Consider the following 13,031-nt stretch of genomic DNA (forward strand, 5'->3'; position numbering starts at 1 on the left):
GGCTGGTTCGCGGCGGCGGTCAGGACGTCGTCGGCACCCGGGTGGGCGTCGAGGTAGCCGCCGGCGGCGGCAAGCACCCCGCTCGCCGTTGACGCAAAGCCACTCGCCTTGCACGGCGCGGCGTTGGCTGCGGGGAGCGCAACCGTGCCCGCGATGACCGCACCAACCGCGCACGCGCCGAAGGTGGCCACGGTTCCGCGGCGCAAAGAGGTGGCAATCAGGTTCATGGCGTCGATTCCTTAGGTGTGTCGGATGGGCGGTTCCCCACATGCGGTCCTACGTGTCGAGGACGGCGCATGCGGACAACGTGCACAGTCAACGTACAGAACTACCGGTCGATCAACGGCCACGAACCGTTTCGCGTCGGCGTGCCGGACGAACCCGCACCCAGCCGAACCGAAGCGCGTTCCCAGCCACCTGCCAGGTATGTTCGTTAGGTAACCCTCACCTCATCACGCTGCCAGGCGACGACCTGCGCGGGAAGGAACCACTTCATGCGGACACCCTGGAAGCGGGTCGGCGCGCTGCTGTCCACCGTGATCCTCGCAGCGGGTTTGGCGGCATGCTCATCGTCATCCGACGAGTCCGACGGACTGCTGATCTACAACGCCCAGCACGAGTCGCTCACCAAGGAGTGGATCGACGCCTTCACCAAGGCGACCGGCATCAAGGTGACCTACCGCCAGGGTGGCGACACCGAACTCGGCAACCAGCTGATCGCCGAGGGCGCCTCGTCCCCCGCCGATCTCATCCTCACCGAGAATTCGCCCGCGATGGCTGCGGTCGAGAAGGCCGGGCTGTTCGCCGACGTCGACCAGGCGACCATCGCGCAGGTGCCCCAGCAGTACCGGCCAACCACCGGCAAGTGGACCGGAGTCGCCGCCCGCACGACGGTGTTCGCCTACGACAAGTCCAAGTTGACCGAGGACCAGCTGCCCAAGTCGATCATGGATCTGCAGCAACCACTTTGGAAGGGCCGGTGGGGCGCACCGCCCGTCAAGCCCGACTTCCAGGCGATCGTGGCGGCCATGTTGCAGCTCACCGGAGAGCCTGCGACCTCGGCGTGGCTCGCAGGGATGAAGACGAACGCCGAGATCTTCGGTGACAACATCGCCACCCTGCGGGCGATCAACGCGGGTGAGGTCGACGGCGGGGTGATCTACCACTACTACTGGTTCCGGGATCAGGCCAAGACCAAGGAGATCAGCGCAAACGTTGGCCTGCACTACTTCCGCAACGAAGATCCCGGCGCCTTCGTCTCCATCTCCGGTGGCGGCGTGCTCGAGTCGAGCAAGAAGAAGGACCAGGCGCAGCAGTTCCTGACCTTCATCACCAGCAAGGCGGGTCAGGAGGTGCTGGAGAACGGCACGTCCTTCGAATACCCAGTCGCCAGCGGTGTTCCGGCCAACCCTGCCCTGGTACCGCTCGCCGACCTTCAGGCGCCCGCCGTCAACCCCTCGGACCTCGACGCGCAGAAGGTCACCGACCTGATGACGAAGGCCGGTCTGCTCTAGATGAGGCCGTAGGTGATCACCGTCGAGACGGCACCGACGGCGACCCGCGCGGTAACCGTCGAGCGTGCGGGCTCCCGCCCGGGGCCGATGCTCATCGGTACCGTCGCGCTCCTGGTCGCGGCGACGTTCGTGCCACTCGGCTACGTCGCATGGTCGGTGGCGTCGACTGGGCCTTCGCAGGTGTACGCCCTCGTCGCGAGACCACGCGTGGGCGAGCTGTTGCTCAACACGATCGGGCTGGTGCTCGTGACCGTGCCGCTGTGCGTCGTCCTCGGTGTCGGCACCGCCTGGTTGGTGGAGCGCAGCGACGTGCCGGGGCGCGCGGCATGGCGCCCGCTGTTCGTCGCGCCACTGGCCGTCCCCGCGTTCATCAACAGCTATGCGTGGGTCAGCGTCATCCCCTCGCTGAACGGTTTCTGGGCGGGCGTCGTGGTATCGACGATGTCCTACTTCCCGTTCGTCTACGTTCCCGCCGCCGCGACGCTTCGCAGACTCGACCCCGCGATCGAGGAGTCGGCCCGCGCATTGGGCTCCAGTCCGACCGGCGCCTTCTGGCGGGTGGTGCTGCCCCAGCTGCGACTGGCGATTCTCGGCGGGGGCCTGCTCATCGGGGTGCACCTACTCGCGGAGTACGGAGCGTTCGCCATGCTGCGCTTCGCCACGCTCACGACCGCGATCTTCGAACAGTTCCAGGCCACGTTCAACGGAGCGGCGGGCAGCACGCTCGCGGGTGTTCTGGTTCTCCTCTGTCTGGTCCTGCTGGTGGGCGAGGCGGCCGCCCGCGGCTCCGCGCGGTACGCGAGGATCGGTTCAGGAGCTCAGCGCACCCTCTCGCCACATCGGGTGCGCAGCATGACCATTCCGGCCATCACGGCCCTGGGCGCCTTGGCCGTGCTCGCGCTCGGGGTGCCGGTGTGGACGGTGACCCGCTGGCTGTGGATCGGCGGCGCGAAGGCCTGGGATCTCGGCGACATCGTGCCCGTGACCGTCCAGACCGCGGGACTGGCCGCCGCGGCCGCGGTTCTGACGACCGTGCTCGCGTTCCCCTTCGCGTGGGTGGCCGTGCGGTACAGGGGTTTCTTCGCCCGCTTCGTCGAGGGTTCCAACTTCGTCACCAGTTCGATGCCGGGGATCGTCACCGCACTGGCCTTGGTCACCGTGGCGATCCGCTTCGCCACCCCTCTGTACCAGACGATTTCGCTGGTGCTCGCTGCCTACGCGTTGATGTTCATCCCGCGTGCGATGGTCAACCTGCGTTCGGGTCTGGCGCAGGTGCCGCCGGGGGTCGAGGAGGCATCGCGGTCGCTGGGGGTCTCGCCCACCAGGACCTTGTTCCGCGTCACGCTACGGCTCGTGGCGCCTGCCGCCGCAGCGGGTGCCTCGCTGGTGTTCGTCGCCGTGGCAACCGAGTTGACGGCCACCCTGCTGCTGGCCCCCACCGGCACCAGCACACTGGCGATGCGGTTCTGGTCACTCAGCAGTGAACTCGACTACGCGGCCGCGGCGCCGTACGCCCTGCTACTCGTCGTGCTGTCCATCCCGGTCACGCTGGTGTTGTTCCGCCAGTCGAGTCGGGCGGCAGCGCTGTGACGACCAACGCCCTCGAGGTCGCCGGTCTGGCCAAGTCGTTCGGTGGCGACCGCGTACTTCACGGAGTCGACCTCGACGTGCCGAGGGGCACCATCACCGCCGTCGTCGGCGCATCCGGATGCGGCAAGACGACCCTGCTGCGATTGGTCGCGGGATTTGAAACCCCGGACATCGGAACGATTTCCATCGCGGGGCGCCCGGTCGCCGGACCGGACGGATTCGTTGCCGCGCACCGGCGCGACGTCGGCTACGTCGCGCAGGACGGCGCACTGTTCCCACACCTCACCGTCGGACAGAACATCGCCTACGGCGTGCGGGGCGGCGCCCGCAGTACCCGCACCCGTGTCGCCGAACTGCTCAACACCGTGTCGCTGGACGAGTCGCTCACAAAGCGCAGACCCCACCAGCTGTCCGGCGGACAGCAGCAGCGTGTGGCACTGGCAAGGGCACTCGCACGCGAACCGGTGCTGATGCTGCTCGACGAGCCCTTCAGCGCGCTCGACACCGGACTGCGCGCATCCACCCGCAAGGCCGTCGCACGACTGCTCGCCGATGCCAACGTGACGACGCTGCTGGTCACCCACGACCAGGAAGAAGCCCTCTCCATCGCCGATCAGGTCGCGGTCATGAGTGATGGCCGGTTCACCAAAGTCGGTACGCCACAACAGGTCTACCTGACACCCGAGGACCGGTTCACCGCCGAGTTCCTCGGTGACTGCGTACTGCTGCCGTGCACGGTCACGGCCGGTGTGGCCGACTGCGTGCTGGGGCGTCTGCCTGCACGCGACGGCGCCACCGACGGCGTGGGCACCGTGATGCTGCGACCCGAGCAACTCGTCGCCACCGCTGTGTCCGACGGCGGCACGGGCAATGGGATCGGCACCGTACTGTCGGTGGAGTTCCGCGGACACGACGTCCTGCTCGTCGTCGATCCCGGCGACGGCGCGCCGATCACCGTCCGCCAGCACTCCGTCAATCCACCGGAAGTGGACGCCAAGGTCCGCGTCGAGGTCGTCGGGCTCGCGGTCGTGTTCAACGAGCAGGCCCCGTGATGTTCGACCGGCTCGTCGAGCACCTCGCCTCGCACGGGGACGACGCCGCCGTGCTCACCACGGATCGGCGACTGAGCTACCGCGAGCTCGCCGACGAAGTCGCCCTGAGCGCTTCGGAATTGGGCAGCCAACGCAGGCTCGTACTCCTCGAAACCCGCAACGACACGGACACCCTGGTGAACTACCTCGGCGCGCTGGCAGGTCGACACGTCGTGCTTCCGCTGCCTGCCGACGGTGACCACGCGGCGGTGATCGATGCCTACGACCCCGACGTGATCGTCCGCGGCGGCGTCGTCCAGCACCGCCACCGCGCCTCACACCACATCCATCCGGAGCTGGCACTGCTGCTGTCCACGTCGGGCAGCACCGGTTCGCCCAAGCTGGTGCGCCTGTCGAGGGCCAACCTCGCCGCCAACGCCGAAGCCATCGCCACGTACCTCGACATCACGCACACCGACAGAGCCGCAACGACATTGCCGATGTCGTACTGTTACGGCCTCTCGGTGGTGCACAGCCACCTGATGGGTGGCGCAGGGCTCATCCTCACCGACCACTCCGTCGTCGACGACGAGTTCTGGGCCCTGATGAAGCGACACCGGGGTACGACGTTCGCGGGTGTGCCGCACACCTTCGACCTGCTCGACCGCGTCGGGTTCGAGGATATGTCGCTTCCGCACCTCAGATACCTCAGCCAGGCCGGCGGCAGGCTCGCACCCGAGCAGGTCAGGCGATTCGCCGGGCTCGGGCATCGTCGGGGATGGCAGCTGTTCGTGATGTACGGGGCGACGGAGGCGACGGCCCGAATGGCTTATCTGCCACCGCATCTCGCGGCAGACAATCCGACTTCGATCGGCGTGCCCGTCCCCGGGGGCGCCTTCGACATCCAGTCGGTCGACGGCATGGGAGACGACGTCGGAGAACTGGTGTACCGCGGACCCAACGTGATGATGGGTTACGCACACGGCCCCGGCGACCTGGCCTCGGGAAGAACGGTCGATGTGCTGCGCACCGGTGACGTCGCCAGACGGAACGCGGGCGGACTCTACGAGGTCGTCGGGCGGATCAGTCGTTTCGTCAAGCTCTACGGGCTGCGCATCGACCTGCAACGGGTGGAGGCGGCCCTGCGCGCCGGCGGCGTGACCGCGATCTGCACGGACGGCGACGGCGTGCTGCTAGTGGCCGCGACCGATCGTCCCGACGGGTGCGACGTGCCACTGCTCGTCGCCGACGCGTCGGGCCTGCCCCGCTCGGCGGTCCGGGTCCTCGACGTCGACGAGATCCCGCGACTGCCCACGGGCAAGCCCGACTTCCAGCACGTGCGGGCGATGGCAGGTCGCGGCGTCGCAGTCGAAGCGGACCCACTCGACCTGCGCGGGCTGTTCGCCGACGTCTTGCAACTCGACGCCGCGACCATCGATCCCTTGGCCAGTTTCGTCGACCTCGGCGGCAACTCGCTGTCCTACGTGGCGATGTCGGTGCGGCTCGAACGCGCCATCGGTCATCTACCCGCAGACTGGCCACGGCTGCCGCTGCGCCAGTTGGAGTCCCTCACCCGGCCCCGACGCTGGTGGGGCACCACGCTCGAGACCAGTGTCGCGCTGCGCGCCGTGGCCATCGTCCTGGTCGTGGGTTCGCACGCCGAATTGTTCGCGTTGTGGGGCGGTGCCCACGTCCTGCTCGGCATCGCAGGCTACAACTTCGGCCGCTTCTGTCTGACGCCGCTGCCACGGACCGGCCGAGCCCGCCACTTACGCAACACGATCGCGTGGATCGCCGTTCCCTCGGTGATGTGGGTGGCCGTCGCCCTGGTGATCACCAACGACTATGCCGCGTCGAATCTGTTGCTGGCCAACAAGTTCCTGGGCCCCGACGACAGCATGACGGCAGGCAGACTGTGGTTCGTCGAGGTCGTGGTGTGGATCCTGCTCGCCCTCGCGCTGGTGTGCTGGACGCCGCTCGGCGACCGGCTGGAACGGCGCTGGCCATTCACCTTCGCGGCCGCCTTCCTGATGCTCGGACTGGCGCTGCGCTTCAACGGGTTCGGCCTTGGCGACGGGGCGTGGTTCACCGTTCTCGCGTTCTGGTTCTTCGCCATCGGTTGGGCGGCCTCGAAGTCGTCGACGGCCTGGCAGCGCGGCGCCGTCACGGTCGCGCTGGCCGTCGGCCTCGTCGGCTACTTCGGCAACCCGAACCGGGAGCTACTGGTGTTCACCGGCCTGGCGCTGCTGATCTGGCTGCCCGCCATCCGATGTCCGTCCGCCTTCACCGCGCTGGCGGGCATCGTCGCAGAAGCATCACTTCTCACCTACCTCGTGCACTACCAGGTGTACCCGCTGTTCGGCGAGCACCGCGTCCTTGGCGTTGCCGCATCGATCGGGGCGGGCGTCGTCCTGACCCGGCTGCTGACCCTGGCGCGCAAGCGGTTTCGCCTTCGCCGGACGCGGCCGGTCAGGTCCGAGGCGGCTGCTCCCGCTCGGCGATGAGACCCTCCTGCACCAGGGTCGCCGCAATCGCGCCATCGGCGCCGACCAGACTGCCCGTGATGACGCCGCGGCCGCGCGCCGCCGCCGGCGACGTGGATTCCAGCAGGTTCCAGCGATCGGCCCGCACGGGCCGGTGAAACCAGATCGACGAGTCCGTCGTACCACTGCGGTGGGTGCGCGCCATCATCGAGTGACCGTGCACCTGCAGCGCAGGGTCGATCATGTACACGTCGCACACGTAGGCCGCGATGACGGTGTGCAGCAACGGGTCGTCGGGTACGGGGACCGTCACCCGCCACCACAGCCGTCGGGTGAACTCCCCACCCGAGCGGTCATCGGCCACCCGAATGTCGATCTCGTCCAACGGCATCGACGGTGCAGGCCCCGCGGGACCGGTCTGCGGCAGCGTCTCGGGATCCTGCGGCATCGTGGCGAGCCGGCCGTGTTCGGGCCCCGTCAGCGGCACGGCGAACGAGACGCCCGCCACCGTCAACAAGCGGCCGTCCTGGCTGGACTCCACCCGGCGCGACGAGGCGGTGCGCCCGTCGAACACGTCGTGCACCGAGTACTCCACGCCCTCGCCCGCCTCACCGCCCCGCAGAAATTGCAGATGCATGCTGGTGGGGAGTTTGGCCGAATCGACGGTCCGGCTGGCAGCGGCGAGGCTCTGGGCCATGAACTGACCGCCGAACGCGCGCTTGCCCTCCGGGCCGCTGGCAGGACCGACCCAGGACCCGTCGGACTGCCCTGGTCGCACGTCGAGCAGAGTCAGCAGCGCGCTCACGCGACCGTACCCGCCTCGGCCAGCCGAGTGATCTCCCCGTCCGAGAGGCCGAGTCGGTCCCGCAGGACCTCGATGGTGTGGTCGCCGAGTTCTGGTGCGGGCACGGCTGGCTGGTAGGCGCCGTCGATCTCCAACGGCAGCCCTGGCGCCAGGTACTGCCCTATCCGCGGCTGATCGAGCGCGGTGAACAGCGGGTTGGCGGTCACCTTCGCGTCCGTAGCGGCGTCGGCGAAGGTCCGATAGCGCTCCCACAGGATGGACGTCGCCGACAGTGCCGTGGCGATCTCGTCGGCGGAGTGACCGCTGAACCAGACGGTGAACAGGCCGGTGAGCGCGTCGCGGTGCCGGTACCGCTGGCCTTCGTCGGTCAAATCGGCCCCCAGCGCTTCACCCAGTGCAGCAACGGCTTTCGCCGTTCCCGTGAGTTCGGTCAGGTCGCGGAAGTGGCGCCCGGTGAGGGCAACCACCATGAACGAAGCCCCGTCAGCGCTGGTGAACGTCTGGCCGTACTGGCCGTAGATCGAGTTGCCGATGCGTTCCCGCCCCTCTCCGTTGACCATCACCTCGGTCAGGAAGCTGAGGTTGCCCGCCGTGGCCAGCGCCACGTTCTCCAGGGGAATGCCGACGCGTTGGCCCAGTCCGGTGGCGTCGCGATGCCTCAGTGCGGCAGTCACGGCGAGCGCGACGTAGAGGCCGCAGGCGACGTCCCACGCGGGCAGGACGTGGTTGACGGGGTTTGCGTATCCCGTCGGCCCGGTGACCATCGGGAAGCCGAGACCCGCGTTCACGGTGTAGTCCACCCCGGTTCCTCCGTCAGCGCGCCCCGACACTTCGACGTGGATCAGGTCTGGACGCGACTTCACCAGCGTCTCGTATGAGTGCCACTGTCGCCCAGCCACATTGGTGATCAGGACCCCACTGTCGATGATCAGGCGGGTGATCAGCTCCTGGCCTTCGGCGGAACGCACGTCGATCGCGGCAGACGACTTGCCCTTGTTGAGGCCAGCCCAGTAGATGCTCGCCCCCTCTGACGTGACGGGCCAGCGGTGGTAATCCGCCGCGCCGCCGACGGGATCGACGCGGATCACCTCGGCGCCGAGCTGTGCGAGCGTCATCCCGGCGAGCGGGACGGCGACGAAGCTGGAGATCTCGATGATCCGCACCCCCGCAAGGGGTCGAGTGGCGTCAGTCATGCCACTCACGATATTGGTCGACGTCAGATCAGTTCGATGGCGTCCGCAATGGAGTCCAGCACCCGGCTGGGCCGGAACGGATACTTGTCGATGTCGGTGATCGTCGTCGAGCCGGTCAGCACCAGGATGGTCTCCAGACCGGCCTCGATGCCAGCGACCACGTCGGTGTCCATCCGGTCGCCGACCATGAAGGTGTTCTCGGAATGCGCCTCGATGCGGTTGAGCGCGCTGCGGAACATCATCGGATTCGGCTTGCCGACGAAGTAGGGCTCCCGCCCGGTGGCCTTGGTGATCAGCGCCGCGACCGAGCCGGTGGCCGGCGTCGGCCCCTCGGCCGACGGTCCGGTGACGTCCGGATTGGTGGCGATGAAGCGGGCGCCTCCGCCGATCAGCCGGATGGCCTTGGTGATCGCCTCGAATGAGTAGGTTCGCGTCTCGCCGAGCACGACGAAGTCCGGGCCGGTGTCGGTCAACGTGTAGCCCACCTCGTGCAGCGCCGTCGTCAGACCGGCCTCGCCGATGACATAGGCGGAGCCACCTGGCAACTGGTCGTGCAGGAAGGCTGCGGTCGCCAACGCCGAGGTCCAGATCGACTCCTCGGGCACTTCGAGGCCGGATCGGATCAGCCGGGCCGCGAGATCGCGTGGCGTGAAGATCGAGTTGTTGGTCAGCACCAGGAATGGGCGCTTCTTCTCCGTCAGGCGCTGAAGGAACTCGGCCGCACCGGGCAGGGCATGGTCCTCGTGTACGAGGACGCCGTCCATGTCGGTCAACCAGCAGTCACGTTGAATGCTCATGGACCTAGTGTGTCAGCGCACGACAACGGATGAGGGCGTCCTGGGCGCACCCAGCATGTCGCGATGCGACGGCGGTTGCCGACCGTCCTCGTCGACGATGCCGTAGCGCATCGCGAGCTCGGCCCCGATGACCGTCTGCCCGCTCAGTTCGGACAGCGCCGGGTCCCGCCACAGCGCGTCGATGAGCCGTCCCGTGAACTCCGGCGTCTCGGCGTGCTTGGCGGTTTCCGCGAGCGCATCCGGGTGCTCATCGAAGGCGCTGCGGAACTTGTCCGTCAGCAGGATGCCCATCCAGATCGAGACGGTCGCGACACCACTTCCCTCGAAGTCGATCGCCATGTCCGCGGCCATCTTGTCGATGCCCGCCTTCTGGGACCCGTACGCCGGCCCGTGCATGTAGCAGACCGACCCTGGCGACGACGTGAACGCGATGAGGCCGCGGCCGCCCGGCACCATCAGCTTCGCAGCGTGCCACGACGCGACGTACGCCGAACGCAGCCCGACGTCGAGCACGTCGCCCAGCTCGAGTGGCTTGTCCCAGAACGGTTTCGGACTGGTCAGCTCGTCGTGGATCACCGCAGCGTTGTTGACGAGCAGATCCAGCCTGCCGCGCTCGCCTGCCACCCGCTCGAACAGCGCGGCCACCGCAGCGTCATCCCGGTGGTCCACCCGAACGGCGATGCCCCTGGCTCCGACGTCGGTCACCGTACGGCCGGTGAGGTAGACCAGCCAACCCGCCTCGAGCAGCGCAGCCGCGATACCGCGTCCCGCACCACGACTCGCCCCGGTCACCACGGCGACGGGCGCCTGATCGTCGGTCATGTGAAGACCGTACGTTCAGTCGGGCAGCCGCAGTTCGGGCTTCTCGACCTCTTCGATGTTGACGTCCTTGAAGGTGATGACCCTGACCTGCTTCACGAAGCGGGCAGGCCGGTACATGTCCCACACCCAGGCGTCGGCCAACCGAAGTTCGAAGTAGACCTCGCCGTCGGCGTTTCGCGGCACCAGCTCCACGCTGTTGGCCAGGTAGAAGCGGCGCTCGGTCTCCACGACGTAACTGAACTGCCCCACGATGTCCTTGTATTCGCGGTACAGCGAGAGCTCCATCTCGGTCTCGTACTTCTCGAGATCTTCGGCACTCATCGGTTCAGTGGTCCTTCGGTCGGTGTTCGGTACATCTTTCCTCAGCCCAGTTCGGCACGCCGCGCGGCCTCCCCGCTGAGGATGGCGCCGGGCGCCACGTCGACGTCGAGGCCGCCGTCCGTCACGCTGGCGTAGCCCAACCTGCGCACGTTGATGAACGAGAACCGGTGCTCGATGCAGGGGCCCCGCTCGGCGAGCGCAGCGGTGTGGAACGGGGTGCTGTACCCCTTGTGTTCGGCGAAGCCGTACCCAGGATGCTTGGACTCCATCTGCACCATGAGGCGGTCGCGGCTCACCTTGGCCAGCACGCTGGCCGCCGCGATGCAGGCGGCCGCGGCGTCACCGCCGACGACCGGTAACGACGGCATCGGCAACCCAGGCACGCGGAACCCGTCGCTCAGCACGTAACCCGGCCGGATCGGCAACCCGGCGACCGCGCGCCGCATGCCCTCGATGTTGGCCACGTGCACCCCGCGGCGATCGACTTCCTTCGACGGGATGAAGACGACGTGATAGGCCAGCGCATAGCGCCGGATCAACGGGAAGAGCCGCTCGCGCTCTCGCTCGTTGAGCTTCTTCGAGTCGTCGAGCGCCGCCAGGCTCTCCAGTCGATTTGGGCCGAGCACGCACGCAGCGACCACCAGAGGACCCGCACAGGCGCCACGGCCCACCTCGTCGACCCCGGCCACCGGACCGAGCCCTCCGCGGTACAGCGCGGATTCGATCGTCCGCAGGCCCGCGGACTTGCGAATCACGGCTCGGGGCGGCCAGCTCGCCGGCAAGACAGGTCCTACTGGGCAGTCTGCGGGTTGATTGCCGAAACGCCACCCCAGCGGCCGGGAGGCCAGGCGATGAACCGCGCCTTGCCGATCACGTTGTCGACGGGAACCGTTCCTGCGGTTGGGTCGCCAGTGCACAACAGACCCTTCAGGGCGTCGGCAGGGAGGTTGGTGCAGTGCGCACGCGAGTCAGCCGAGTGGGTGCGGTTGTCGCCCATTACCCACAGCCGCCCGTCGGGGACCTTCACGGGTCCGAACTCATTGCCGAGGCACGGGTAGATCTGAGGGTCGGCCATCATCGTCTCGACGTTGAGATACGGCTCGTGGAGCCTCTTGCCGTCGACCGTCAGCCCCGTGGTGGCCCGGCATTCGACCGTCTGCCCCCCGACCGCGATGACGCGCTTGACGAGGTCGTTCTCGTCGGGCGGCACGAAGCCGATGAACGAAAGCGCGTTCTGCACCCACCGGATCGGGGTGCTGTCGGAGCGGATCGACTTGTAGCCGATGTTCCACGCCGGCGGACCCTTGAACACGACCACGTCGCCCGGCTCCGGCGACGTGAAGCGATAGGTCACCTTGTCCACCATGATCCGGTCACCGACGCACCCCGCGCAGCCGTGAAGCGTCGGCTCCATCGACTCCGAGGGAATCAGGTACGGCCGCGCGACGAACGTCAGCATCACGTAGTACAGGACCAGCGCGATGGTCAGCAGGATCGCGGCTTCGCGGACCGCGCCACGCTTCTTCTTCGGCGGATCGTCTTCGCCGACCTCATCCGGGGTCGCGTCGCTGACGTCGGCGGATTCTCCTGCGTCAGGCGCGTTCGTCGCGTCGGTGGCGTCGGTCACGCCTTCAGAGTAGCCAGGGCGATGGACGCCGCCGGTTGGCTCGTCGTCCAACCGTCACACCCGTCCGGGTGCGGCGTCCGCGCCAATCAGCGCTTTTCCTTGATCTTGGCCTTCTTGCCCCGCAGCTCGCGCAGGTAGTACAGCTTGGCGCGTCGCACGTCACCGCGGGTGACGACGTCGATGTGGTCGATGTTGGGCGAATGCACGGGGAACGTGCGCTCGACGCCGACGCCATAGCTTTCCTTGCGCACGGTGAAGGTCTCGCGAACGCCGCCACCCTGCCTGCGCAGAACGACGCCCTTGAAGACCTGGACGCGCTCCTTGGAACCCTCGATGACCTTCACGTGGACATTCACGGTGTCGCCGGGATTGAAGGCCGGGATGTCGTCGCGCAGCGACGACTGGTCGATGAAGTCCAGGGTGTTCATCGGTGACACTTCCTCAAGGTTGTTCGGATCGGTTGATCGCTGTTCTCGGTTGCGGCCGTAGACGGCGCGTCACTAGGCGACGCGTGGCCGGGGCCGAGGTCTTCGGGTGTATGTCGCATCAGACGGGGATACGTTCCCCCGCCGTGCGCAGACAACTGGTCAATTGTGCCAGACGGGTATCCATGCCACGAAATCGTGCCCCGACATGGCGGGTCACCTGCGGGCGCGGCAACGGCTCTCAGCGGTTAGGGTAGTGCGCACGGGTAAGGAGTTCGAGGCCTTACCCGAGAGCCATCGTCCCCGTTCATCTCACTCGTCTAGGGAGGGCCATGCTCCGGCGGCCGCAGAAGCTGCTGATGGTGACCGCGCTGGCCGTAACCGCGATGACGGTGGCCGCAGGGTGCGAGGCAAGGGTTTACG

Annotated in this window: 13 protein-coding genes; 4 read left to right on the forward strand and 9 right to left on the reverse strand. The window is 67.7% G+C overall.

Translation table 11 applies throughout. The features are described from left to right. On the reverse strand, window positions 1-227 hold a 227-nt coding region (locus ACRDUX_RS07580; RefSeq protein WP_526412535.1), incomplete at its 3' end, for a hemophore-related protein. A 267-nt stretch (window positions 228-494) separates the two neighbouring features. On the opposite strand from ACRDUX_RS07580, the gene ACRDUX_RS07585 reads away from it, so the two are divergent. From ACRDUX_RS07585 to ACRDUX_RS07600, 4 genes are read left to right on the forward strand one after another with little or no spacing between them, the layout of a single operon-like run. After that, complete coding sequence (locus ACRDUX_RS07585; protein WP_526412536.1) at window positions 495-1,514, forward strand: iron ABC transporter substrate-binding protein; 1,020 nt, start codon at window positions 495-497, stop codon at window positions 1,512-1,514. A gap of 15 nt (window positions 1,515-1,529) precedes the next feature. Further along, window positions 1,530-3,104 carry an ABC transporter permease gene (locus ACRDUX_RS07590; protein ID WP_526412552.1) on the forward strand — a complete coding sequence of 525 codons (1,575 nt, stop codon included), beginning with the start codon at window positions 1,530-1,532 and terminating at the stop codon, window positions 3,102-3,104. Next, entirely contained in the window at window positions 3,101-4,156 is a 1,056-nt protein-coding gene (locus tag ACRDUX_RS07595) for an ABC transporter ATP-binding protein (protein ID WP_526412538.1), read from the forward strand. The genes ACRDUX_RS07590 and ACRDUX_RS07595 overlap by 4 nt, the downstream gene beginning before the upstream one ends. Continuing rightward, window positions 4,156-6,639, forward strand: a complete 2,484-nt coding sequence (locus tag ACRDUX_RS07600) for an AMP-binding protein (RefSeq protein WP_526412554.1) — start codon at window positions 4,156-4,158, stop codon at window positions 6,637-6,639. The genes ACRDUX_RS07595 and ACRDUX_RS07600 overlap by 1 nt, the downstream gene beginning before the upstream one ends. Here the strand turns inward: ACRDUX_RS07600 and ACRDUX_RS07605 are convergent. The 8 genes from ACRDUX_RS07605 to rplS all read right to left on the reverse strand — a co-directional run bounded on the left by ACRDUX_RS07605 (window position 6,605) and on the right by rplS (window position 12,611). Continuing rightward, window positions 6,605-7,423 (reverse strand): acyl-CoA thioesterase, encoded by an 819-nt coding sequence (locus ACRDUX_RS07605; RefSeq protein ID WP_526412540.1) that lies wholly within the window; start codon window positions 7,421-7,423, stop codon window positions 6,605-6,607. The genes ACRDUX_RS07600 and ACRDUX_RS07605 overlap by 35 nt on opposite strands. Further along, window positions 7,420-8,616: a CoA transferase gene (locus ACRDUX_RS07610; RefSeq protein ID WP_526412542.1), complete on the reverse strand. Its 1,197-nt coding sequence runs from the start codon at window positions 8,614-8,616 to the stop codon at window positions 7,420-7,422. Before ACRDUX_RS07610 ends, ACRDUX_RS07605 begins: the two co-directional genes overlap by 4 nt. A gap of 23 nt (window positions 8,617-8,639) precedes the next feature. Continuing rightward, window positions 8,640-9,413: an HAD-IIA family hydrolase gene (locus tag ACRDUX_RS07615; protein ID WP_526412544.1), complete on the reverse strand. Its 774-nt coding sequence runs from the start codon at window positions 9,411-9,413 to the stop codon at window positions 8,640-8,642. Window positions 9,414-9,425: 12 nt separating this feature from the next. Continuing rightward, a complete protein-coding gene (locus tag ACRDUX_RS07620; protein WP_526412546.1) occupies window positions 9,426-10,235 on the reverse strand; it encodes an SDR family NAD(P)-dependent oxidoreductase in 810 nt (269 codons plus the stop codon). 15 nt (window positions 10,236-10,250) lie between these two features. Next, complete coding sequence (locus tag ACRDUX_RS07625) at window positions 10,251-10,556, reverse strand: DUF2469 domain-containing protein (RefSeq protein WP_024450376.1); 306 nt, start codon at window positions 10,554-10,556, stop codon at window positions 10,251-10,253. A gap of 41 nt (window positions 10,557-10,597) precedes the next feature. After that, window positions 10,598-11,338 (reverse strand): ribonuclease HII, encoded by a 741-nt coding sequence (locus ACRDUX_RS07630; protein WP_526412548.1) that lies wholly within the window; start codon window positions 11,336-11,338, stop codon window positions 10,598-10,600. An 8-nt stretch (window positions 11,339-11,346) separates the two neighbouring features. After that, window positions 11,347-12,183, reverse strand: a complete 837-nt coding sequence (gene lepB, locus ACRDUX_RS07635; protein WP_526412550.1) for a signal peptidase I — start codon at window positions 12,181-12,183, stop codon at window positions 11,347-11,349. An 86-nt stretch (window positions 12,184-12,269) separates the two neighbouring features. Then, window positions 12,270-12,611, reverse strand: coding sequence for a 50S ribosomal protein L19 (gene rplS, locus ACRDUX_RS07640; RefSeq protein ID WP_526382418.1), 342 nt, complete (start codon window positions 12,609-12,611; stop codon window positions 12,270-12,272). Between the last annotated feature and the right edge of the window lie 420 nt (window positions 12,612-13,031).

It is taken from the genome of Mycobacterium sp., from assembly GCF_050701675.1.
Taxonomy (GTDB): domain Bacteria; phylum Actinomycetota; class Actinomycetes; order Mycobacteriales; family Mycobacteriaceae; genus Mycobacterium.